Here is a 23,622-nt window from a genome sequence, read left to right as displayed (position 1 = left end):
TTCGGAGGGGCGGGCCGGCCCGTCCGGGCTGGACATTTCCGCTCGGTCGGCGCTGACTGGCGGCGCGAACGGACAGGGACGGGACGATGGCGCAGGCGCGGTTTGTGGAGGGCAATCTGTTTGCCCATGTGGCGGTGATGTCGCTGACCTCGTCGGTCGGGCTGATGGCCATTTTCGTCGTCGATCTGATCAACATGGTCTACATCTCCTGGCTGCGCGATCCCGAGGCGACGGCGGCTGTGGGCTATGGCGGGGCGGTGCTGTTTTTCACCACGGCCTTCGGCATCGGCCTGTCGATCGGTGTCTCGGCGCTGACCGCGCAGGCAGTGGGCGCGCGCGACCCGGTGCTGGCGCGGGACAGGGCGACGCAGGGCCTGGTGCTGGGGGCGCTGTTCGGCATCGTCTTTTCGGCCGTTGTCTGGTTCTTGCTGCCGCAGATCGTGGACCTTCTGGGGGCGACGGGTCGCACGGCGGAACTGGCGCTGTGGTTCCTGCAACTGGTGACACCCGGGCAGCCGCTGCTGATGATCGGCATGATCGGCGCGGCGATCCTGCGCGCGCATGGCGAGGCGCGGGCGTCGATGATGGTCACGGTCTGGGGTGCGGTCGTGCTGGCGGCGCTGGACCCGGTGCTGATCCTGTGGGCTGATCTGGGGCTGACCGGCGCCGCCATTGCGGGCTGGGGATCGCGCATCGCGATGGTGGTCATGGCGCTTTGGCCGATCTGGCGGCGGCATGGTGGCTTCAGCCCGGTTTCGGCGCGCAGCCTGCGCGGGGCGGTCGCGCCGCTGTCGGCCATCTCCGGCCCCGCGATCCTGACCCAGCTTGCCACCCCTGTGGGGCAGGCGCTGGTGACGCGGATGGTCGCGGGCTATGGCGAGGCCGCCGTGGCGGGCATGGCCATCGCGGGGCGGCTGACGCCGGTCGCCTTCGGCATGATCTTTGCTCTTGCGGGGGCCATCGGCCCGATCATCGGCCAGAATCTTGGTGCGCGCCGGATGGACCGCGTGCGTCGTGCCTTCTTTGACGCCATCCGGTTCACTGGCCTTGTGATCCTTGGCATGTCGGCACTGCTGTTTCTGCTGCGCGCGCCCATCGCCGCGTTGTTCCATGCTGAGGGGCTGACCCGCGAACTGGTCTTCCTGTTCTGCGGTCCGCTGAGCCTGCTGTTCTTCTTCAATGGCCTGATCTTCGTGGCGAATGCCGCCTGCAACAATCTGGGCGCTGCGTTTCAGGCGACGCTCATCAACTGGGGGCGGCATACCTTGGGCACGGTGCCTTTTGCCTGGTGGCTGGGGCAGAGCTATGGCCCGCAAGGGGTGCTGATCGGGCAGGCGGTCGGCGGCATCGTTTTCGGGGTGCTGGCTGTCTGGCTTGCATTGCGCGTGATTGACCGGCGTATGCTGGCTATGTCGGAAATGGTTGGCATACCGTCGGATACGAAATTTCCCTTGCCTCCGACGGGGCGGCTGGGCTAGCAGTGAACTTGTCAGGATCGGGAGAATCCGGCGGGGGTCACTCACCTCGGAGCCGGTGCCGAAGGAGCAACCGCCCCGGTAAACTCTCAGGCGACAGGACCGTTCTGGCAGAAGACTCTGGAGAGTGGCGCGCGACGCGCCCGCCGAAGGGATAACGATCTCAGGCGTCCTAAGCCGGCATGGCAAGGGCAGGGACAGAGGGGGCACCGCACGACAGGGGTTGGCCTGTCGACAGGTGCCGGACCTATGCGATGACCGGCGGAAGAGGAGGCGCGCGTGAGCGACCTTTTGCGGCTGGGTCTCAATGACCTGCATGAGGAACTGGGCGGCAAGATGGTGCCCTTCGCGGGCTATTCCATGCCCGTGCAATACCCGATGGGGGTGCTGAAGGAACATCTTCACACCCGCGCGGCTGCGGGGCTGTTCGATGTCAGCCACATGGGGCAGGTGATCCTGCGGCCCAAAGGCAGCTACGAGGCCACCGCGCTGGATTTCGAGCGGCTGATGCCGGTCGATGTGGCCGGGCTGGCCGAGGGGCGGCAGCGCTATGGCCTGTTCACCAATGACGCGGGCGGCATTCTGGACGACCTGATGTTCGCCAATCGCGGCGATCATCTGTTCGTCGTGGTGAACGCCGCCTGCAAGGCCGCCGACATTGCCCATATGCAGGCGCATCTCTCCGCCACGACCGAAGTTCTGCCGGTAACCGACCGCGCGTTGCTGGCGCTGCAAGGCCCGGCGGCCGAGGCCGCGCTGGCGCGACTGGTGCCGCAGGTGGCTGCGATGCGCTTCATGGATGTGGCGCAGGTGCCGACGGTGTTCGGCGAGCTGTGGATCAGCCGCTCGGGCTATACCGGCGAGGATGGCTATGAAATCTCGGTGCCGGATGGCGGTGCCGAGGGGCTGGCCCGCGCGCTGCTGGCGTTGGCGGAGGTTGCGCCCATCGGGCTTGGCGCGCGCGACAGCCTGCGGCTTGAGGCCGGACTTTGCCTTTATGGGCATGACATTGACGAGACGACTTCGCCCGTCGAGGCCGGTCTGACTTGGGCGATCCAGAAGGCCCGTCGCACGGGCGGCGCCCGCGAAGGCGGCTTCCCCGGTGCCGCGCGCATCCTGCGTGAACTGGCCGAAGGTCCGGCCCGCCGCCGCGTCGGCCTGCGCCCCGAGGGCCGCGCGCCGATGCGCGAGGGGGTCGAGCTTTACGCAGGCGAGACCGCCGTGGGCCGCATCACCTCGGGCGGGTTCGGCCCGTCGGTCGAGGCTCCGATTGCCATGGGCTATGTCACGGTGGACCACGCCGCCACCGGAACCGCCCTCGCGGGCGAATTGCGCGGCAAGCGCCAGCCGGTGACGGTGGCCTACATGCCGTTCCAACCTACCACCTACAAACGCTGAAACAGGGCTTAAAGCGATGAAATATACCAAGGAACACGAGTGGCTGCGCGTCGAGGGCGATGTTGTGGTGGTCGGCATCACTGAACACGCGGCCGAGGCGCTGGGTGATGTGGTTTTTGTCGAACTGCCCGAGCCGGAAACCCAGGTTGGGGCCGGGGATGAGGTTTGTGTGATCGAAAGCGTCAAGGCAGCCTCGGACATCCTCGCCCCGGTCGAAGGCGAGATTGTCGAAGTGAACGAGAAACTCGCCGACAACCCCGGTCTGGTGAACGAAGACCCGCTGGGGGAAGCGTGGTTCTTCAAGATGAAGCTCGATGACCTGAGCGTGCTCGACGATTTCATGGACGAGGACGAATACAAGGAACTGATCGGCTGAGGCCGGTTGGCTGAAGACGGCAAGGGCGGGGGCGCCGCCCCTGCACCACCACGTTATTTCGGACCGAAAATGGGAGCGCGGCGGCATGGTCCGTCGCGGGATGTGACATGACCTTCACACCGACCGACTACAACCCTTACGATTTCGCCAACCGCCGTCATATCGGCCCGTCTCCGGCCGAGATGACGGATATGCTGAAGGCCGTGGGCGTGCCCACGCTGGAGGCGCTGATCGACGAAACCATCCCCGCCTCAATCCGGCAGGAAACGCCCCTGGGCTGGGCGCCCTTGTCCGAGCATGAGCTTCTGGCGAAGCTCCGCGGGGTGGCGGCCAAGAACCGGGTGATGACCAGCCTTATCGGGCAGGGCTATTACGGCACCGTGACCCCGCCCGCGATCCAGCGCAACATTCTGGAAAACCCGGCCTGGTATACCGCCTATACCCCCTATCAGCCCGAAATTGCGCAGGGCAGGCTTGAGGCGCTGCTGAACTATCAGACCATGGTGGCCGATCTGACCGGGCTGCCAGTGGCGAACGCAAGCCTCTTGGACGAGGCGACGGCGGCGGCGGAGGCCATGGCCATGGCCGAGCGCGTGGCGAAATCGAAGGCCCGCGCCTTCTTCGTCGACACGCATTGCCACCCGCAGACCATTGAAGTGATCCGCACCCGCGCGCTGCCGCTCGGGATCGAGGTCATCGTGGCGGACCCCGAGTTCCTTGAGCCGGAAAAGGTGTTCGGCGCGATCTTCCAGTATCCGGGCACCTGGGGCAATGTTCGCGATCTGGAACCCTGGATCGACCGTCTGCATGCCGCGAAGGCGGTGGCCGTGGTGGCGACTGACCTGCTGGCGCTGATGATGCTGAAAGCGCCGGGCGAGATGGGGGCCGACATCGCCGTCGGCTCCGCGCAACGCTTCGGCGTGCCGATGGGCTATGGCGGGCCGCATGCCGCCTTCATGTCCTGCAAGGACGATATGAAACGCGCCATGCCGGGGCGGATCGTCGGTGTCTCCATCGACGCGCGGGGCAACAAGGCCTATCGGTTGAGCCTCCAGACCCGCGAACAGCATATCCGGCGGGAAAAGGCGACGTCGAATGTCTGTACGGCGCAGGCGCTGCTGGCGGTGATGGCCAGCATGTATGCGGTGTTCCACGGGCCGAAGGGCCTGCGCGCGATTGCGGAACGGGTGCATTCCTACACGGTGCGGCTGGCAAGCGCCCTGCGCGAGGCGGGCGCGGTTCTGCCGCAGAAGCACTTCTTCGACACGATCACGGTGAATGTGGGCGTGGGGCAGGCCGGTATTCTGGCCGCCGCGCGGCTGGAGGGGCTGAACTTCCGCAAGGTGGGCAATGACCACGTTGGCATCAGCCTGGACGAGACCACCAACGAGGATGTTCTGGCCCGTGTGCTGCGCGCCTTTGGCATCCATACCGCGCCGCCGGTCAGCGCCGACCTCGGCTTCCCCGAGGCGATGCTGCGGACATCCGAGGTGCTGACCCATCCGGTCTTCCACATGAACCGCGCGGAATCCGAGATGATGCGCTACATGCGGCGTCTCAGCGACCGTGACCTCGCGCTGGACCGGGCGATGATCCCGCTGGGGTCGTGCACGATGAAGCTGAACGCGGCGGCCGAGATGATGCCGATCACCTGGCCCGAGTTTTCCAGCCTGCACCCCTTCGTGCCGGCGGATCAGGCGGCGGGCTATCACGAGGCGATTTCCGACCTGTCGGAGAAGCTGTGCGAGATCACCGGCTATGACGCCTTCTCGATGCAGCCCAACAGCGGTGCGCAGGGCGAGTATGCCGGGCTTCTGACCATTCAGGCCTATCATCGGGCAAGGGGCGAAGAGCATCGCGATGTCTGCCTGATTCCGGTATCGGCCCATGGCACCAACCCGGCCTCTGCGCAGATGGCGGGGATGAAAGTGGTGGTGGTGAAATCCTCGGCCAATGGCGACGTGGATGTCGAGGATTTCCGCGCCCGCGCGGCGGAGGCGGGCGACCGTCTGGCGGCCTGCATGATCACCTATCCCTCCACCCATGGCGTGTTCGAGGAAACCGTGCGCGAGATCTGCAAGATCACGCATGAGCACGGCGGGCAGGTCTATATCGACGGCGCCAACATGAATGCCATGGTGGGTCTGGTGAAGCCGGGCGAGGTGGGTGGCGACGTCAGCCACCTGAACCTGCACAAGACCTTTGCCATCCCGCATGGTGGCGGCGGGCCGGGCATGGGGCCGATCGGGGTGAAGGCGCATCTGGCGCCCTATCTGCCGGGGCACCCCGAGACGGGAGGCGCCGAGGGGCCGGTTTCGGCGGCGCCCTACGGCTCAGCAAGCATCCTGCTGATTTCATGGGCCTATTGCCTGATGATGGGCGGTGCAGGGCTGACGCAGGCGACGCGCGTGGCGATCCTGAACGCGAATTACATCGCGGCCCGGCTGAAGGGCGCCTATGAGGTGCTGTTCATGGGCAACCGGGGGCGAGTGGCGCATGAATGCATCCTTGACACCCGGCCTTTCGCGGAAGCGGGCGTGACGGTGGATGACATCGCCAAGCGTCTGATTGATAACGGTTTCCACGCACCGACGATGAGCTGGCCGGTGGCGGGCACGCTGATGGTGGAGCCGACGGAGAGCGAGACCAAGGCCGAGATCGACCGTTTCATTACCGCGCTGCTGGCGATCCGCGCCGAGATCAAGGCGGTGGAGGCGGGCGAGATTTCCGCCGAGGACAGCCCGCTACGCCATGCGCCGCATACGGTGGAAGATCTGGTCGCCGACTGGGAACGGAAATACCCGCGCGAGCAGGGCTGCTTCCCGCCCGGGGCCTTCCGGGTGGACAAATACTGGCCGCCGGTCGGGCGGGTGGATAACGTCTATGGTGACCGCAATCTGATCTGCATCTGCCCGCCGGTTGAAAGCTACATGGCGGCGGAATGAAGGCGCCCGGCCGCCCGGCTTTTGCGCGGGGCGACCGGTGTTTTCTGAGTATTTGGGCAAGAAGCAAATGCAGGGCTGGACGCGGAAGCGTCTGGCCTTTAGCTGCATCCGGGTCGGTCTTGGGGGTGTGATGCGGCAGGGGGAAAGCGGGTTCGCGGCGGGGCTGATGGCGGCGCTGCCGATTGTGCTGGGATATTTTCCCATTGCCTTTTCTTTTGGTGTGGCCGGAACGCGGGCGGGGCTTGGCTTTGCCGAGGTGATGGCCTTTTCAGTGATCATGTATTCCGGCGCGGCGCAGTTTCTGGCCGTGGCGCTGGTTTCGGGCGGGGCGCCGCTGCTGGTGTCAGTATTCACGCTGGTGGCGATGGGCTTGCGCCATCTGGCCTATGGTCCGGCCCTTATGGCGGCGGCGGGGCATGAACAGGCGACGCGGCGCGCCTGGGCCTGGGCCTTCGGGCTGACGGACGAGGTGTTTGGCACTGCGCTGGGCGCGCTGTCGCGCGGGCGGCGGTTTTCGGAGCCGTTCATGTTCGGGCTGGGGCTGGCGGCCTATGCCGCCTGGGTTTCGGGCACCGCTGCGGGGGCGGCGGCAGGGGGCGGGGCACTGGCGGCCTATCCGGCGGTCGAGGCGGCGCTGGGCTTCATGTTGCCCGCGCTGTTTCTGGCGCTTCTGCTGTCGATCCTGAGCCGGGCGCAATTGCCGGTGATCGCGGTGGCGGCGGCCGTGACCATCGGGGTGACGCTGCTGCATTCGGCGACCTCGGGGATTCTTTCCGGGATGCTGGCCGGGGCTCTGGCTGGGTTGCCGCGGGGGCGGGCATGAGGGCTGAGGTTCTGGCACTGGTGGTGTCCGTGGGCGCGGCGACATGGGCGTTTCGCTATCTGCCGTTCCGGCTGAACCTGTCGGCGCTGTCTGCGGGGGGCTGGCCGGGGCGGATGCTGGCCGCGATCGGCCCGGCGGCGATTGCGGCGCTGTTTGCCGTTTCGGTTCTGCCCCTGCTGACGGGCGGGGCGCAGGCGGCGTTCTGGGCGGGAACGGTGGCGGTGATCGGCCTGTGGTTCTGGCGCCGCTCGGTCGTGCTGGCGACCCTGGGTGGGGCGCTGGTCTATGGCGTGGTTTTCGCGATCTAGGCCCCTTGCGGGTGTTCGGGGGACCGCCAATATATTCCGCAACGGGAATATGAATGGAGGCTCCGATGGAAGCCGTGAAACTGGCCTGCGCTACCTGCGGGCAGATGAACCGGGTGCCCCGCGACCGTCTGTCGGCCGCGCCGAAATGCGGCAGTTGTGGCGAGCCGCTGGACGATGGCCGCGTGCACGAGCTGGACCGGCTGAGTCATGACAAGGCGGTGCGGGGTGATGACCTGCCGTTGCTGGTGGATTACTGGGCGCCGTGGTGTGGCCCCTGCCGGGCGATGGCGCCCGAATTCGCCAAGGCGGCGAAGGCGCTGGCCCCCGAGGTGCGTCTGGCCAAGCTGAATACCGAAGATCACCCGGATATTGCCGGACGTGCGCGGATTCAGGGTATTCCGGCGCTGGTGCTTTACCATCGCGGGCGCGAGGTCGCCCGACTGGCGGGGGCACGGCCTGCGGCTCAGATCTCGGATTTCGTGCGGCAGAACCTGCGGCCCTGAGTCGCCGTCGGCATGTGGGCCGATTTGATGCAGGCCAAGGCGGCCCCCTCGAATCAGAAATATAATCATATTCGGATTTGATGGGAGGTTGCTATGGCAGATGTCACGATTACCAACAGGGCGGCCGATCTTGTGACCGGCGGGGTGAACGACCGGCTGACCTATATCTATGATGCCGAGACAAATGATGTCTGGCTCAATACCCTGAGCCCGGCGGGCTCGGGGGCTGAACATCCCGCATCGGGCTACGAGGGCAAGTTCGACGGGATGGGGGGCAATGACGCCTTCTTCGCGGGCTTCGGCCATTTCACCTTCATCGACCGGGCCGGGGGAAATGATTCCATCGTCACGGGAGACGGTGATGACAATCTGATCGGCGGCGCGGGCAATGACAGCCTTTATGGCAATGGCGGGCGCGATACCGTCGATGGTGGCGCGGGCACCGACCGCTGGCAGGCCAATGTCAGCTGGTTCAGCGGCAATGTGACCGTGAACATCAACGTGGTCTCTTCCTTCGCCGACGGGGCTGAGGTGCGCAATGTCGAGGCGCTGGACCTGACGACCGGCGCGGGCAACGACGTCATCACCAACCATGCCAGCGGTGTGGGCTATGATGTCGTCTCCACCGGGGCGGGTAATGACCGTATCCGCATCTACATGGGCGCCACGGATCAGGTGTTCGGCGGCGCGGGCAGTGATGTGCTGGAGGTGATCTATGCCCAGCCCACGAATGACGTCTGGCTGAACAATCTGACAGCGGACGAGGGCGGCGGTTACAGTGGCACCTTCAACGGCATGGGGGGCAATGACCTGATCTTCACCGGCATCGAGCGTTTCCGCTTCGAGGATCGCTCGGGTGGCAATGACAGCATCCATACCGGCGACGGCAATGACACGCTGCTGGGCCGTGCGGGTGACGACACGCTGATGGGCGGCGGCGGGCAGGACCGGATTGATGGCGGGGCCGGCGGGCTTGATTTCTGGCAGGGCCGACTGGGCGACGCAACAGCGGCGCTGAAGGTCAACCTGAACGGCACCTCGAAAACCCTTGGCAGCGGTTGGGTCAAGGGGATCGAGGGGATGGATCTTGAAACCGGCGCGGGCAATGACGCGCTGACCGTGCACCGGACCGCGAACATGAGCGATGTCCTGAGTTCGGGCGCGGGCAATGATACGCTGACCTTCTGGGATGGCGGAACGGATCAGGCCAATGGCGGAACCGGCGCCGATCTCCTGCGCTATACGGTGGAGGAGTTCGGGGGTGGTGTCTGGCTGGAGGGGCTGACCGCCGGACGGGACGGCTACAGTGGCCGTCTGAACGGTCTCGGCGGCAATGACCTGTTCTTCACCGGGATCGAGCGTTTCCGCTACGAGGATCGCGTGGGGGGCGATGACATTCTGGTCTTCGGCAAGGGCAACGATACGGTGCTGGCCGGGGCAGGCAACGATCTGGTCGATGTCGGGCGTGGGCGGGATCAGGCGAATGGCGGTGACGGGACCGATTTCTGGACCGCCGATCTGCATACCGCCAGCAAGGCCATCCGCATCGACCTCAACAAGGTCTCCACATACCTGGTCTCGGGCAAGGTGCAGGGCTTCGAGGGGATGAACCTGCAAACAGGCCGTGGCAATGACCGCGTGACCGGCCATGACACCGGTGCAATGGGTGACGTCATCGACACGGGGCGGGGCAGTGATGTGATCGCCCTGCATGCCGGAGGCACCGATCAGGTCAATGGCGGGGCAGGGGTGGATACGCTGATCCTCACCTATGCAATTGCAACCAATGATGTCTGGCTGCGCAACCTGACCGCGACAGAGGGTGGCGGCTGGAGCGGGCAGTTCAACGGCATGGGCGGTAATGATGTCAACTTTACCGGCATCGAGAAATTCGCCTTCTACGATCTGTCGGGCGGCAACGACATCATCCAGACGGCGAGCGGCCGCGACACGATCTCGGGCGGGCTGGGCAATGATGACCTTTCGGGCGGCGGCGGGGCGGATCACTTTGTCTATGACCGGCTGGCCGATGAGGGCGACGATGTGATCCGCGATTTCACCGACCGGGTGGACCGAATCGTCCTGTCGGGGGGCAGCATGGCGGATGTGACCATCGAGGCGGTGAATGACGGCGCGGATACCCGCATCACGCTGGACAGCGGCACTACGATCCTGCTGGAGGATGTGGCTGCGGGCAAAATCGGCAGCGCCGATTTCCTGTTCGGCTGAGCCCTTCGCATGGGGCCGCGTCAAAGCGGCGCGGTCCCATATGGCCCCATGAAAAACGCAGCCTGTCCGCTTGACATTCCGCGCATCATCAGCCAGATAGCCCTCAGGTCGAGGGGCAGTAGCTCAGTTGGGAGAGCGCGTCGTTCGCAATGACGAGGTCAGGGGTTCGATCCCCCTCTGCTCCACCAGACCTTCCCCTGAAAGATAATCTGTACCGGCGCAGCCATCTGTGCATCTGCGCGCAGTCAGGTCATGCTGCAGTGCGGCTTGAAAGTGCTGTTAGCGCACATACATCCGCTGCTCAACGATATGGAGTCCGCGAGATGACCGCGACAGAGCCGCTTTTCCGTCCTTTCCGCCTGAAGGGGCTTGAGCTCAGGAACCGCATCGTCATGGCGCCGATGACGCGTGACATGGCCCCCGAAGGTGTGCCCGGCGGGGCCAATGCCGAATACTATCGCCGCCGGGCGGCGGGGGGCGTGGGGCTGATCCTCAGCGAGGGTACGGTGATCGACCGTCCGGCCTCGCGCAATCTGCCGAACATTCCGTTCTTCCACGGGGACAAGGCGCTGCAAGGCTGGCGCGGCGTCGCCGAAGCGGTGCATGGCGCGGGCGCGAAGATCGGGCCGCAGATCTGGCATACCGGCTCGACCAAGGGCGGGGCGTGGAAGCCCGAAGCCGAGGTCGAGAGCCCTTCGGGTCTGCTGGCGCCCGACAAGCCGCGCGGCCGCGCGATGACCGAGGAAGATATTGCCGATACCATCGCGGCCTTTGCCCGTGCGGCGGCGGATGCCAAGCGGATCGGCATGGATCTGGTCGAGGTGCATGGTGCGCATGGCTATCTGATCGACCAGTTCTTCTGGCAGGGCACCAACCTGCGCGACGACCGCTGGGGCGGCGCAACCCTGCCGGAACGCAGCCGCTTCGCTGTGGAGGTGCTGAAGGCTGTCCGTGCCGCCGTCGGTCCCGATTTCCCGGTGCTGCTGCGCGTCAGCCAGTGGAAACAGCAGGATTACGGCGTGAAACTCGCCGCCTCTCCGCAGGAAATGGAAGCCTGGCTTGGCCCGCTGGTCGAGGCCGGGGCGGACGTTCTGCATTGCTCGCAGCGCCGGTTCTGGGACGCAGAATTCCCGGAAATCGACGGGGACACCGGGCTGAATTTCGCAGGCTGGGCCAAGAAGCTGACGGGCGCGCCGACGATCAGCGTGGGGTCGGTGGGGCTTGGCGGGGCCGAATTCCTTGCCGCCTTCCGGGGCGAAGGCGCCGGGGCCGCGCCGCTGGGTCAGCTGATGGATCGCATGGCGCGCGACGAGTTCGACCTGATCGCCGTGGGCCGCGCGCTGATTTCCGACCCCGACTGGGTGCGTCATGTGGAGGCGGGTGACACCGCCGCGCTGCGCGGCTTCGACGCCCGCGATCTGGCTGAACTGGTCTGATCTGCCTGTCCGGAAAGCCACGGGGGCAGCTTCCCGTGGCTTTCCGCCCCACATTTGTGGAAAAAGGTTCACATCGCGGTATCAGGTGCCTATAGCGGAAGGGCGGGACACCCCCGTGAGCCAGACGAAAGACGCCCATGCGCACCATTACGACGACCGAGGAGCTTGCCGAATTCTGTGCGGCAGCCAAGGCACACCCTTATGTGACCATCGACACTGAGTTCCTGCGCGAACGCACCTACTGGTCGAAACTCTGCCTGATCCAGATGGCCCTGCCGGGCGCCGATGGCGAAGCGGTGCTGGTTGACCCGATTGAGGGTGAGGGCATGTCGCTGGAGCCGCTGTATGACCTGTTCCGCCATGAGGCGACGGTCAAGGTGTTCCACGCCGCACGGCAGGATCTGGAAATCTTCTTCGTCGAGGGCGGGGTCTTCCCCGTGCCGCTGTTCGACACCCAGGTCGCCGCCATGGTCTGCGGCTATGGCGAACAGGTGGGCTACGAGACGCTGGTGAAGAAGATCGCCAAGGCGAGTCTCGACAAGACATCGCGCTTCACCGACTGGTCGCGCCGCCCGCTGAGCGCGGCGCAGAAGGAATATGCGCTGGCCGATGTGACGCATCTGCGTGTGGTGTATGAAAGCCTCGCGCGGCAGATCGCCAAATCGGCGCGTGAACGCTGGGTTGCGGAAGAGCTGGGCATGCTCACCGACCCCGAAACCTACACGATCCGCCCGGCCGAAGCCTGGCAGCGGGTCAAGACTCGCACCACCTCGGGGCGGTTCCTGGCGCTGGTGAAGGCGCTGGCCGAGTTCCGCGAAAGTTATGCGCAAACGAACAATGTGCCGCGTTCACGGGTGATGAAGGACGATGCGCTGCTGGAACTGGCCTCGACCCGGCCGCAGACGCATGAGGAGCTGGGCCGCTCGCGCCTTCTGCTGCGCGAGGGGCGGCGGGGCGACATCGCCGACGGAATCATCGCGGCGGTGAAAGCCGGGCTGGAGATGAAGCCCGAGGATATGCCGAAGCCTGATCTTGCGCGCGAACAGTTGCAGGTCAATCCGGCGCTGGCAGATCTGCTGCGTGTGCTGCTGAAAGCGAAGTCGGAAAGCCTTGGCGTCGCGGCCAAGCTGATCGCCTCTGCCGCCGATCTGGATGCCATCGCCGCGGGCGAACGCGACCTGCCCGCGCTGAAGGGCTGGCGGATGGAAGCCTTCGGCGAGGATGCGCTGCGGCTTTGCAAGGGCGAAATTGCCCTGACCGCACGCGGCAACGAGGTCCGGGTGGTGCGGCTGGGGTGACGCCCGTGCGTATTCTCGTCATGGGCGTTTCCGGATGCGGCAAAAGCCGCTTCGGGGCGGCGCTGGCCACGGCGACGGGTCTGGTGTTCCGCGATGCGGATGACCTGCACCCTGAGGCGAATATTGCGAAAATGGCGCGGGGCGAGCCGCTGTCGGATGACGACCGCTGGCCATGGCTTGAGGCCTGTGGCGTGGCATTGGAACCGGGTGGTGTTCTGGCCTGTTCGGCCCTGCGCCGGGCCTATCGGAACCGGCTGCGGGATTTTGCTCCTGACCTGCGGGTGATCCATCTGGCGGCGTCGGAGGCCGAGATTTCCGGGCATCTGCAAGCGCGGCAGGGACATTTCATGCCGCCTGCGCTGCTGGCAAGCCAGTGCGCCACGCTGGAGCCGCCGGGTGCGGAGGAAGGGGCACTGGCGCTGCGGGCGTTCCGTCCCGTCGGGCAGATGGTGGCCGAGGCGCGGAACTGGCTGAAGCTCTGAACGGGGGCGCTTCGCCGGGGGCATCGAGCCCCCGTCAAAGCGGCTGCCGCGGTGCGGATGTCAGCGGCGGCTGGTCATGCCGTTGGTCGCGGCCTGCACGGTGATCGACGTGATCTCCTGCAATTGCCGGGTCGTCAGGAACACCGCGGCAGTGATCTGGCGCGAGCGTGGGGTCGAGACGCCGGCCTGCGTCTTGGGGGCAGACATGCGGAAGTCATAGATGCGGGCACCGTTCTGGTCGTCGCCGCGCTTCACCAGCTCTGCATCCCACCAGCCTTGCGTCGGGGGCAGGGCTGTGGCGCGGATGATCGCACCGCCGGGAGCGGGTTCGACCTTCAGGTCGATGATCTGCTGGGCCAGCGGGCGCGGGTCTTCCGGCTTCTGCGTCACCGGATCGACCGCCACCGTTTCGCTGCGCTTGAACCAGTTGAACGGGTTGAGGCGCGACTCGCGCACCGCCCCGCAGGCGGAAACGAACATCACCAGCGCCAGCGCGGCAAGCAGCGGTTTTCTCATCCCATCCCCTTTCGCGCCCGTCTGGCGCCTGATCCGGCCTGACCCTTGGCTAACCCAAGCGCGGGCTTTTGAAAAGCACTCCTCTGGACCTTTCGCGCGCTTCGGCCTAGCTGTGGCCCGATACGGTAAGGAGCACACCATGGCCACCCCCGCCTTTGAAGAGATCGTGGAAACCTTCGAATTCCTTGACGACTGGGAGGACCGCTATCGCCATGTGATCGAACTGGGCAAGGCTTTCCCTGATCTGGACGCGGCCTTTCAGGTGCCTGCCTTCAAGGTGGATGGTTGCGCCAGCCAGGTCTGGCTGCGCCCGATGGTCGAAGGGAAGGGCCCTTCGGCGCGGTTCGATTTTCAGGGCACGTCGGATGCGATGATCGTGCGCGGGCTGATCGCGGTGCTGCACGCGCTTTATGCCGGGCTGACTGCGGCGGAGGTCGGCCAGGTTGATGCGCCTGCCGAACTGGCGCGGCTGGGCCTGAACGAGCATCTGTCGTCGCAGCGGTCGAATGGTGTGCGGGCGATGGTCGAGCGTATCCGCAAGACCGCCGCCACCGCCTGAGGCTCAGCCGATATCCAGCGCCAGCGCGTGAATGCGGGTGGTCAGATCGCCAAGCGCGCGATGGACCGCACGATGACGCTCGACCCGGCCCAGGGCCGCCAGCGCAGGTGCGCGGATGGTCACGTTGAAATGGGTCTCGCCGCCTTCACGCCAGCCGCCATGACCGCGATGTTTCTCACTATCATCCTGAATTTCCAGAACTTCCGGCGCAAAGGCAGCGGTCAGCCTTTCCTCGATTTCGTTACGGACAGACATTTTCAGCGCGCTCCCCCTTCAATCCGGCGCGTAAACATCTAAACTCTCGCCTCCGAGTCGGAAAGGCAGTGTCGGAAAGGCCGTGTAATGCAGAAACCCCCGTTCGAATTCGACATCCGCGTTTCCTCGGACAAGAAGCGCCGCAAGACGGGCCGCCGGGGCATGTCGGGGGCGTTTGAGACGTCGCAGAAGAACTGCGAATATCCGGGCTGTCAGGAGGCAGGTCTTTATCGCGCGCCGAAATCGCCGGACCTGCTGGACGAGTTCTTCTGGTTCTGCAAGGATCACGTTCGGGAATACAATCTGAAGTGGAACTTCTTCAACGGCACCTCGGACGAGGAGTTTCAGAAGTTCCTCGACAAGGCGCGCGTATGGGAGCGGGAAACCAAACCCTTCAGCCAGAAGGATGATGGCCGGGCCTGGGCTCGGCTGGGGGTCAATGACCCCATGGCGATCCTGGGCGAGAAGGGCACGCAGAACCCCGGCAAGGTGCAATCTGCCGTGACGCGCAAGCTGCCTTCGACCGAACGCAAGGCACTGGAGATCCTTGATGCGCGCGACACCTGGACGCGCACGGAAATCCGCAAGCAATACAAGAGCCTCGTCAAGGATCTTCACCCGGACATGAATGGCGGCAACCGCGATGACGAATCGCGTCTGCAAGAAGTCGTCTGGGCGTGGGAGCAGATCCGCGAAAGCCGCTATTTCCGCGACTGAACGGGCGTTACGGCGGGCAGGCGCCGGATATAGCCGTATTTCAGCAGCCAGATCAGCAGACGATCCACCGTCAGCGGGTTGTACTTATGCGCGCTGGCCAGATCGTCGCGGCTGATGCCGGGGGCACCTGCTGCCGCGATGGCCTCGGCCATGGCGGCGAAGGCTTCGGGCCGTTCAGTGGAGCGGCCCATGCCGGTATAGTTGCGCAGCACCAGCATTTCGGCCACCGGCAGCGGCGGTTGTGGCGTCGCGCTGGCGAAACGCACGCCGGCAAACCCGCCTGCGGCACTTGGATAGCTGGCGAAATAGGCGAAGGGCGAGGGGGCTACGGCAAGTCGCCCGGCAGGCGGGAGGGCCGGAGCTGTGGCGGCGCCCCTGCGCGCGGCAAGCTCGCCCCACAAAGCCTGCATCTGCGGCACGATCACCCGCCAGTCGTACAGCGCTGCGGCGCGGGCCTGTCCGGCGGCTCCCAGCCTGCGGCGCAGATCGGGGTTACCTGCGAGCGACAGGATCGCCTCGACAAGTGCACGGATGTCGATTGCCGTCATCTGCGAGGTCAGTGCGCAATATTGCGGATAGGTGTCGGCGCCACCGAAATGGCGCAGCGCCTCGGATATCGCATGGCCTGGCCCCAGCGTCCGGGTCGGAACACGGATGCCCACATCGGGCGTCACCGTATCGCGCATGCCGTCCCAGTCCGACACTAGAACCGGCAGGCCTGCCGCCATCGCCTCGATCGGGGCAAGGCCGAAGGTTTCCTGGATATTGTCGATCGGGAAGGTGAAGACATCGGCACCGGACAGTGCCGCGCGCCGTTCAGCCGCATCGGCCCCGTCAAGCACCAGAAAGCCCACATCGGGCATCAACCGCGCGGCCCCTTCTTCGAACACCTTGCGGGAAAACGCATCGCGGAAGATCCCGCACAGCGCCAGATGCAGCTTCTGCCGGGGGCCCAGCCGACGCTGCGCCTCGGCCAGCGCAATATAGAGCGGCAGGGGGTCGAACTTCTCATAAGGGGTCAGGCGGGCGATGCAGGTGAACACCGTATCCGCCGCACCCGCGCCAAGCCGCGCACGCAACGCGGCGCCGGCGGCCGCATCCGGGGCAAAGGCGCCACAGTCGATCCCCAGCGGGATGACGGGAAGCTGCGGGCGGGGCGGCGGGTTGGCCATGAACCGTGCCTTCGCATGGGTGTCGATCATGTCCATCTGCGTGAGAACCGCCGACTGCACGGCGCGGGAGGTGCAGATGACCGCATCCCATTCCATCTGCGGCGCCATGCGCAGATCGAAAAAGCCCTGCATCACGCCCCGGGTAGATATGGTATGGGTGATGCCACAGATCGACCAGCTTGCATCCCCATGCGGCGCACGGCGCCAGCATTCGCCAGCGAAATTGGGGCTGGGAAAGAACAGTGTCCCTGGCTCGGCCAGGCGCTGCGGGCTGCGCAGGGGCAGGTGCTGAACCGTCATGCCGGGCCGTTCCTCACCCGCGAGCCGGGTGAACAGCGCCTGATCGGCGGGCTTCGGCGTAAACGACATCAGTGCGGGTGCATCCGCATGGCGGAAAAAGCCCCGAATGAAGCTTTCCCCCGCCACCCGACGGCCATTGATGCCCTTGGCGCCGGGGTCATAGCCGTCGGCGGCAAAATAGATTGCCGCATTGGGCGCAAGATCGGTCATCGGCGGGTCATCCACAGCCAGGGCGTCGGCGAAGACCGCCATTCCCACAGCAGAATCAGCCTGTCCATATCTGACAGCCGCTCCGCCCAGTCCGGCAGAGCGTCATCAGCCAGATGGCGCCCGATCTGCCGGATCTCATGGCTGACGCTGAACCGGCGGTGCAGCAGGTCAAGCGTGCCGGGCTTCATGCCTTCGTGCACCTCGACCAGCAGATCAGCGCCGCGCAGGGCAGGGGCCGACTCGGGGTCCAGCAACTCGGCTTCGGCGCCCTCTATATCGCAGATGATCACGCAATCGCCCGCAGGGAGGTGGCACAGATCGTCATGGGTCAGGACGCCGCCGATCTTCACGCGGTCTGACACGCCGTTCAGGGTCGCAAGCTCGGCGCAAAGGGCCCTTGCGCGCGGATCGCCGTCATGGGCGAGGATCCGGGCGTCGGGCAGGCACCGGGCCAGCCCGACGGCGTAATAACCCTCCGCCGCACCGATATCGACCACCAGACCATATCGCCGGGCCACGATCTCTTCGATCACCGGAGCCAGCCCGGCTTCGTAAACACCCAGCAACCGCGCGAGACGTGCCCCTTCGGAGGCGCGGACCGTGTAGGTCATACCCGCAAAAGGGCCTGCGGGAATCTGCTGCGGCAGGCGGCGTGCAAGCGCGCCCTCCAGCCAGCCCGCCCGCCATTTCGCGAGCAGCCGTAGCGCCTGGTTCAACTCGCGGTCTCCGGCGTCAGGGCCAGCAAGCCGCTGTACTTCGGTCGCCACGCGGCGCACCAGATCGTCGTTCCGGGAAGACATGCCCGAACCTCGCCACTCAGGCGGGCTTTTGCCGCCTTTCGGGCCAAGGTTAGCCGTCACCCGCCCGCCGGGCCAGCGTTTTCTGGGCCTTGCGCGGGCTGGAAGCGCAAAGCCGCGCCATTGATGCAGTGCCGTTTGCCGGTGGGCGGCGGGCCGTCGTCGAACACATGGCCCAGATGCCCGCCGCAATTGGCGCAATGTTCTTCGATCCGCCGCATAAAGAACCGGCTGTCTTCGCGGTTGCCCACCGCGCCCGGCAGCGCGGCAGTGAACGAGGGCCAGCCGGTGCCGCTGTCGAACTTCGTACTCGATGCATAAAGCCCCTGGTCGCAGCCCGCGCAATGAAAGGTGCCGCGGCGCTTCTCGTCATTCAGGGGCGAGGTGAAGGCACGCTCGGTCGCCTCGTGACGCAGCACGTCATAGGCCAGCGGCGACAGTCGCGCGCGCCATTCCGCATCGGAAAGCGTGAAGGGAAATTCGCCCGTGGCCAATGCCGGGCGTGTGGCGAGCAGCGCCAGCGCGCTGCCAAGAAGGGTTCTGCGGTGCATGATGTCCTCCATGGTCCTGTATGACCATACGCAGGCAGCAGGCCGGATGTTTCACACTTCACGCAAATGCGACCAGGGCGGCCAAAAGCGCCACCCTGTCGCGCCGCCGATGCAGCCGATTGTGTCGGGGACAAGCCTTGCCCTTGCAGCGGGGGGCGATATGTTCCACAAAACCACGGATACGAACCCGCACCCCGCGCCCGGGGTGCCTGATGCGATGGCGGACGGAATGCTGGATCAAGTTGCGAAACCCACCGAAGAAATCTCTGTGCGGGATGTCTTCGGGATCGACACCGACATGAAGGTCAAGGGCTTTGCCGAGCGCTCCGACCGCGTGCCCGAGATTGACCCGACCTATAAATTCGACCCTGACACGACGCTGGCGATCCTCGCGGGCTTTGCCTACAACCGCCGCGTGATGATTCAAGGTTATCACGGCACCGGGAAATCGACCCATATCGAACAGGTGGCGGCGCGGCTGAACTGGCCCTGCGTGCGCGTGAACCTCGACAGCCACATCAGCCGGATCGACCTGATCGGCAAGGATGCGATCAAGCTGCGCGACGGCAAACAGGTGACCGAATTCCACGAGGGCATCCTGCCCTGGGCCTTGCGCAATCCCGTCGCCATCGTTTTCGACGAATATGATGCGGGCCGGGCGGATGTGATGTTCGTCATTCAGCGCGTGCTGGAACATGACGGCAAGCTGACCCTGCTCGATCAGAACGAGATCATCACCCCGCACCCGTCCTTCCGCCTGTTCGCCACCGCGAATACCGTGGGTCTGGGCGATACGACCGGGCTTTACCATGGTGTGCAGCAGATCAACCAGGCGCAGATGGACCGCTGGAGCCTCGTGGCCACGCTGAACTACCTCAGTCATGATGCCGAGGCGGCGATCGTGCTGGCCAAGAATGCGCATTACAACACCGAGAAGGGCCGCAAGACTATCAGCCAGATGGTGACGGTGGCCGACCTGACCCGGACCGCCTTCATGAATGGCGATCTTTCCACCGTCATGTCGCCGCGCACCGTGCTGAACTGGGCCGAAAACGCCCGCATCTTCCACAATGTCGGCTATGCCTTCCGTCTGTCATTCCTGAACAAGTGTGACGAGCTGGAGCGCCAGACCGTTGCCGAGTTCTACCAGCGTTGCTTCGGCGAGGAACTGCCGGAAAGCGCCGCCTCGATGGCGATGAAGTGAACCGTCGCAGGGGGGCGCTCGCGCCCCCCTCGGCCTGCGGCCTCACCCCCCTGAGGATATTTCCGGACAGAAAATGAGGCGGTGGCTCACCGATTTTCTGTCCGGAAATATCCTCGGGGGGAGCTTCCCGAAGGGAAGCGCGGGGGGCAGACAGCCCCCCGTCTTTGGGGGCAACATCCGACCCGGAGCGCGCGCGCGACATGACCAAACCCGCTGACAACCCCGCCGATCCGTTCAAGAAGGCTCTGGCTGAGGCCACCAAGACCATGGCCGACGATCCGGAGATGACGGTCAGCTATTCCGTCGATCCTTCGGGCATGACCAAAGATGGCATGCGCCTGCCGCAGGTCAGCCGTCGCATGACGCGCGACGAGGTGATGATGGCGCGCGGCACTGCCGATGCGCTGGCGCTGCGCCGCCGTCACCATGATGAGGGGGTGGCCGCGAAATACGCCCCGCCCGGCGGCATCGCGCGCGAGATCTACGAGGCGATGGAAACTGCGCGGGCCGAAGCGCTGGGCGCGCGTGCCATGCCCGGCACGGCGGTAAACATTGCCCACAAGCTTGGCCACGAGGCCGAGCGCAAGGGTTATGGCCAGATCACACAGGCCGCCGACGCGCCGCTGTCTGTCGCAGCGGGCTATCTGGTGCGGCATCTGGCAACCGGCCAGCCGCTGCCCGCCGCCGCGGCGAATGTGATGAACCTCTGGCGCAGGTTCATCGAACAGCAGGCCAGAGGCGCGCTGGACAATCTGGACGAGGCGCTGGCCGATCAGTCGGCCTTCGCGCGCCTTGCGCGCCAGGTGATCTCGGACCTTGGCTATGGCGACCAGCTGGGCGACGACCCGGACGCCGACGACATGGATGACGAAGCGCAGGACGAGGCGCAGGAGGACGAGGACAACGCCGAAAGCACCGGCGAGGACAGTCAGGAGGAGGAGGCCGAGGCCGAACCCGAGCGCAGCCAGGAGGACAGCCAGGACCAGAGCCAGGCCCAAGTGTCGATGGATGACAATGCGGACATGGAGCAATCGGAAGAAGCCGAACTGCCCGAGGGCGAGGCGCCGCAGGAACCGCCGCCGCCGGCGCCCTATTCCGATGCCGACCCGAATTACACTGTCTACACCCAGGAATTCGACGAGGAAATCCGCGCCGAGGATCTGGCCGAGGCGGCTGAGCTGGAACGCCTGCGCGCCTATCTGGACCAGCAGCTTGAACCGCTGAAAGGCGCGGTCAGCCGACTGGCCAACAAGCTTCAACGCCGGCTTCAGGCGCAGCAGAACCGTTCGTGGCTGTTCGATCTGGAGGAAGGCACGCTGGACGCAGGCCGTCTGGCGCGGGTGGTGGCGAACCCCACCACGCCGCTGTCGTTCAAGCAGGAAAAGGATACCGAGTTCCGCGATACCTGCGTGACGCTGCTTCTGGACAATTCCGGCTCGATGCGCGGACGGCCGATCTCGATTGCCGCGATCTGCGCCGATGTTCTGGCCCGCACGCTGGAACGCTGCGGGGTGAAGGTGGAAATCCTCGGCTTCACCACGCGAGCCTGGAAGGGCGGGCAGAGCCGGGAGAAATGGCTGGCGGCGGGACGTCCGCAACAGCCGGGTCGTCTGAACGACCTGCGCCATATCATCTATAAATCTGCCGATGCCCCCTGGCGTCGGGCGCGGCCCAATCTGGGGCTGATGATGAAAGAGGGGCTTCTGAAGGAGAACATTGACGGCGAGGCGCTGGAATGGGCGCACCGTCGCATGGCCTCGCGGCCCGAAGCGCGCAAAATCCTCATGGTGATCTCGGACGGCGCGCCGGTGGATGATTCCACCCTGTCGGTGAACCCTGCCAGCTTCCTTGAAAAGCATCTGCGCGATGTGATCGCCATGGTGGAAAAGCGCAAACAGGTGGAGCTGATCGCCATCGGCATCGGCCATGACGTGACGCGCTATTACCAGCGCGCGGTCACGATCACCGATGTGGAACAGCTTGCCGGCGCGATGACCGAACAGCTGGCCGGGTTGTTTGACACCGACCCGCGCAAGCGGGCGCGGGTTCTGGGGATGCGCAAGGTCGGCTGACGGGGCGGTGCGGGGGCTCGCCTCCTTTGCGCCCGTGCCGGGCGCATTCACCCCGAGGATATTTGAGCCAAGGGAAAGAGGCGGGCATGTTTCAGGATTTCACGTCGCAGGCAGATCCGTCTCAGGGGGCGGCGCGGCTGGCGACGCTGCGGAGCAGGCTGGCCGCGGAGGGGCTTTCTGGCTTTCTGGTGCCGCGCGCCGACGCCCACCAAGGCGAGTATGTCGCGGCGCGGGATGAGCGGCTGTCCTGGCTCACCGGCTTTACCGGCTCGGCCGGCTTCTGCATTGTGCTGCCCGATCTGGCGGGTGTTTTCGTTGACGGTCGCTACCGCACGCAGGTCCGCGCGCAGGTCGATCTGGCGGTGTTCACGCCGGTGAACTGGCCTGAGGTGAAGCCGGGCGAATGGATCGTTGAAAACCTGACTGAAGGCGTGATCGGCTTCGACCCCTGGCTGCATGCGGCAGACGAGATTGCGAAGCTTGAAACCGCACTGGCAGGCAGCGGAGTTATCCTGCGGCCCTGCGCCAATATGGTCGATGCGATCTGGCCCGATCAGCCTGAGCCACCGCAGGGGCGTGCCTTCCTGCATCCTGAGGCTTTGGCTGGGGAAAGCAGCGCCTCGAAACGGGCGCGGCTGGCCGAGGGGTTGCGTGCGGCGGGCCAGCGCGCGGCCGTCATTACTCTGCCCGACAGCCTGTGCTGGCTTCTGAACCTGCGCGGGGCCGATGTGCCGCGCAATCCGGTGCTACATGGCTTTGCGGTGCTGCATGACGACGGGCGGGTGACGCTTTATGCCGATCCGGCGAAGTTCGACGCGGAAACCCGCGCGGGTCTGGGTGATCATGTGACCCTGCGCCCGGTCGCGGCCTTTGTGCCGGGCCTGCACAGCCTGCCCGGCCCGGTGCGGATCGACCCGGCCAGCGCGCCGGTCGCGGTGGCGCAGGAACTGGAGGATGCGGGCGTTGCGGTGGCGACCGGCGACGACCCCTGCGCGCTGCCGAAAGCCTGCAAGAACCCGGTTGAAATCGCGGCGACCCGTGCCGCCCATCTGCGCGATGGCGCTGCCATGGTGCGTTTTCTCGCCTGGCTGGATGCCACTGCGCCGCAGGGCGGGCTGACCGAGATTGCTGCGGTCGAGGCGCTGGAAGGTTTCCGGCGCGAAAGCAACCAGCTGCATGACCTGTCGTTCGACACGATCAGCGGGACGGGGCCGAATGGTGCCATCATTCATTACCGGGTGACCGAGGCCACCAATCGTGCAGTGGCACCCGGCGATCTGCTGCTGGTCGACAGCGGCGGGCAATATCTGGACGGCACGACCGACATCACCCGGACTATCGCCATCGGCGCGCCGTCAGAACCTGACGCGCGCGACTGCTATACCCGCGTGTTGCAAGGTATGATCGCCGTGGCGCGCACGCGGTTCCCGAAGGGGTTGGCCGGGCGTGATCTGGATGCGCTGGCCCGTGCGCCGCTCTGGCTTGCGGGCTACGACTATGACCACGGCACGGGGCATGGCGTCGGCGCCTTCCTCTCAGTCCACGAGGGGCCGCAGCGGATTTCGCGGCTCTCCACCGTGCCGCTGGTGCCCGGCATGATCCTGTCGGACGAGCCGGGCTATTATCGTGAGGGGGCCTTTGGCATCCGGCTCGAAAACCTGATCGTGGTGCGGGAGGCGCAGCCGCTGGGTGACCACCGCGCGCAATATGATTTCGAGACGCTGACCTTCGTGCCCTTCGACCGGCGGCTGATCCTTCCGGACATGCTGTCATCAAGCGAACGCGGCTGGCTAGACAGCTATCATGCCGAGGTTCTGGCGAAGGTCGGGCCGCTGGTTGAGGGGGCCACGCTGGAGTGGCTGAAAGCCGCCTGCGCACCGCTCTGACCGCCGCGCTTCTGTCAGAGCTTGCCTGAGTATTTGGGCAAGGAGCAAACAGCAGAGCTTTTGCGGGGCGGCAAAACGGCGCGCGACCGGCTGTCTTGCTTCTTGTACAA

General features: G+C 65.6%; 21 protein-coding genes, 1 tRNA gene and 1 riboswitch. Of the genes, 17 read left to right on the top strand and 5 right to left on the bottom strand.

Annotation, left to right across the window (positions count from 1 at the left end; all coding sequences use genetic code 11):
* Positions 1 to 86: 86 nt before the first annotated feature.
* From IE126_RS11945 to IE126_RS11890, 12 genes are all read left to right on the top strand, one after another.
* Entirely contained in the window at positions 87 to 1,478 is a 1,392-nt protein-coding gene (locus IE126_RS11945; protein WP_189381105.1) for an MATE family efflux transporter, read from the top strand.
* 8 nt (positions 1,479 to 1,486) lie between these two features.
* Positions 1,487 to 1,590: riboswitch (glycine riboswitch) on the top strand.
* A 164-nt stretch (positions 1,591 to 1,754) separates the two neighbouring features.
* Entirely contained in the window at positions 1,755 to 2,873 is a 1,119-nt protein-coding gene (gene gcvT, locus IE126_RS11940; protein WP_189381104.1) for a glycine cleavage system aminomethyltransferase GcvT, read from the top strand.
* 16 nt (positions 2,874 to 2,889) lie between these two features.
* The gene (gene gcvH / locus IE126_RS11935; RefSeq protein ID WP_189381103.1) at positions 2,890 to 3,249 is read left to right on the top strand and encodes a glycine cleavage system protein GcvH; all 360 of its coding nucleotides are present in this window, start codon (positions 2,890 to 2,892) and stop codon (positions 3,247 to 3,249) included.
* A 107-nt stretch (positions 3,250 to 3,356) separates the two neighbouring features.
* Positions 3,357 to 6,194, top strand: coding sequence for an aminomethyl-transferring glycine dehydrogenase (gene gcvP, locus IE126_RS11930; protein ID WP_189381102.1), 2,838 nt, complete (start codon positions 3,357 to 3,359; stop codon positions 6,192 to 6,194).
* 67 nt (positions 6,195 to 6,261) lie between these two features.
* Positions 6,262 to 7,017: an AzlC family ABC transporter permease gene (locus tag IE126_RS11925; RefSeq protein WP_229825433.1), complete on the top strand. Its 756-nt coding sequence runs from the start codon at positions 6,262 to 6,264 to the stop codon at positions 7,015 to 7,017.
* A complete protein-coding gene (locus IE126_RS11920) occupies positions 7,014 to 7,325 on the top strand; it encodes an AzlD domain-containing protein (RefSeq protein WP_189381101.1) in 312 nt (103 codons plus the stop codon). The genes IE126_RS11925 and IE126_RS11920 overlap by 4 nt, the downstream gene beginning before the upstream one ends.
* A 65-nt stretch (positions 7,326 to 7,390) precedes the next feature.
* Positions 7,391 to 7,828: a thioredoxin TrxC gene (gene trxC / locus IE126_RS11915; protein ID WP_189381100.1), complete on the top strand. Its 438-nt coding sequence runs from the start codon at positions 7,391 to 7,393 to the stop codon at positions 7,826 to 7,828.
* Positions 7,829 to 7,921: 93 nt separating this feature from the next.
* Positions 7,922 to 10,057, top strand: a complete 2,136-nt coding sequence (locus tag IE126_RS11910) for a calcium-binding protein (protein ID WP_189381099.1) — start codon at positions 7,922 to 7,924, stop codon at positions 10,055 to 10,057.
* Between the two features lie 112 nt (positions 10,058 to 10,169).
* Positions 10,170 to 10,245, top strand: a tRNA-Ala gene (locus IE126_RS11905).
* A gap of 135 nt (positions 10,246 to 10,380) precedes the next feature.
* Complete coding sequence (locus IE126_RS11900) at positions 10,381 to 11,493, top strand: NADH:flavin oxidoreductase (protein WP_108130245.1); 1,113 nt, start codon at positions 10,381 to 10,383, stop codon at positions 11,491 to 11,493.
* Between the two features lie 137 nt (positions 11,494 to 11,630).
* Positions 11,631 to 12,791, top strand: a complete 1,161-nt coding sequence (rnd, locus tag IE126_RS11895; RefSeq protein WP_108130244.1) for a ribonuclease D — start codon at positions 11,631 to 11,633, stop codon at positions 12,789 to 12,791.
* A gap of 5 nt (positions 12,792 to 12,796) precedes the next feature.
* Positions 12,797 to 13,273, top strand: a complete 477-nt coding sequence (locus IE126_RS11890; RefSeq protein WP_229825432.1) for a gluconokinase — start codon at positions 12,797 to 12,799, stop codon at positions 13,271 to 13,273.
* Between the two features lie 60 nt (positions 13,274 to 13,333).
* Here IE126_RS11890 and IE126_RS11885 read toward each other — a convergent pair whose 3' ends face one another.
* Positions 13,334 to 13,789 (bottom strand): hypothetical protein, encoded by a 456-nt coding sequence (locus IE126_RS11885; protein ID WP_054303180.1) that lies wholly within the window; start codon positions 13,787 to 13,789, stop codon positions 13,334 to 13,336.
* Between the two features lie 139 nt (positions 13,790 to 13,928).
* On the opposite strand from IE126_RS11885, the gene IE126_RS11880 reads away from it, so the two are divergent.
* Complete coding sequence (locus IE126_RS11880) at positions 13,929 to 14,348, top strand: SufE family protein (RefSeq protein ID WP_054303181.1); 420 nt, start codon at positions 13,929 to 13,931, stop codon at positions 14,346 to 14,348.
* Between the two features lie 3 nt (positions 14,349 to 14,351).
* Here the strand turns inward: IE126_RS11880 and IE126_RS11875 are convergent, their stop codons facing one another.
* A complete protein-coding gene (locus tag IE126_RS11875; RefSeq protein WP_054303182.1) occupies positions 14,352 to 14,603 on the bottom strand; it encodes a BolA family protein in 252 nt (83 codons plus the stop codon).
* A gap of 87 nt (positions 14,604 to 14,690) precedes the next feature.
* On the opposite strand from IE126_RS11875, the gene IE126_RS11870 reads away from it, so the two are divergent.
* A complete protein-coding gene (locus tag IE126_RS11870) occupies positions 14,691 to 15,320 on the top strand; it encodes a J domain-containing protein (protein WP_054303183.1) in 630 nt (209 codons plus the stop codon).
* On the opposite strand, the gene IE126_RS11865 is transcribed toward IE126_RS11870, so the two are convergent.
* The 3 genes from IE126_RS11865 to msrB are packed head-to-tail and all read right to left on the bottom strand — an operon-like array spanning position 15,305 to position 18,350.
* Positions 15,305 to 17,002 (bottom strand): glycosyltransferase family 4 protein, encoded by a 1,698-nt coding sequence (locus tag IE126_RS11865; protein WP_189381098.1) that lies wholly within the window; start codon positions 17,000 to 17,002, stop codon positions 15,305 to 15,307. The genes IE126_RS11870 and IE126_RS11865 overlap by 16 nt on opposite strands.
* Complete coding sequence (locus IE126_RS11860; RefSeq protein ID WP_189381097.1) at positions 16,999 to 17,802, bottom strand: class I SAM-dependent methyltransferase; 804 nt, start codon at positions 17,800 to 17,802, stop codon at positions 16,999 to 17,001. The genes IE126_RS11865 and IE126_RS11860 overlap by 4 nt, the downstream gene beginning before the upstream one ends.
* A gap of 56 nt (positions 17,803 to 17,858) precedes the next feature.
* Complete coding sequence (msrB, locus tag IE126_RS11855) at positions 17,859 to 18,350, bottom strand: peptide-methionine (R)-S-oxide reductase MsrB (RefSeq protein ID WP_189381096.1); 492 nt, start codon at positions 18,348 to 18,350, stop codon at positions 17,859 to 17,861.
* Positions 18,351 to 18,567: 217 nt separating this feature from the next.
* On the opposite strand from msrB, the gene cobS reads away from it, so the two are divergent.
* From cobS to IE126_RS11840, 3 genes are all read left to right on the top strand, one after another.
* Positions 18,568 to 19,554: a cobaltochelatase subunit CobS gene (gene cobS, locus IE126_RS11850; RefSeq protein ID WP_054303193.1), complete on the top strand. Its 987-nt coding sequence runs from the start codon at positions 18,568 to 18,570 to the stop codon at positions 19,552 to 19,554.
* A 200-nt stretch (positions 19,555 to 19,754) separates the two neighbouring features.
* Positions 19,755 to 21,626: a cobaltochelatase subunit CobT gene (gene cobT / locus IE126_RS11845; protein ID WP_189381095.1), complete on the top strand. Its 1,872-nt coding sequence runs from the start codon at positions 19,755 to 19,757 to the stop codon at positions 21,624 to 21,626.
* An 86-nt stretch (positions 21,627 to 21,712) separates the two neighbouring features.
* A complete protein-coding gene (locus IE126_RS11840) occupies positions 21,713 to 23,512 on the top strand; it encodes an aminopeptidase P family protein (RefSeq protein ID WP_108130239.1) in 1,800 nt (599 codons plus the stop codon).
* Positions 23,513 to 23,622: the final 110 nt, after the last annotated feature.

This window comes from Gemmobacter nanjingensis, from assembly GCF_014652195.1.
Classification (GTDB): domain Bacteria; phylum Pseudomonadota; class Alphaproteobacteria; order Rhodobacterales; family Rhodobacteraceae; genus Gemmobacter; species Gemmobacter caeni.
Note: the sequence above shows the minus strand (reverse complement) of the source record. Positions and strands in the feature narration are given on the sequence as shown.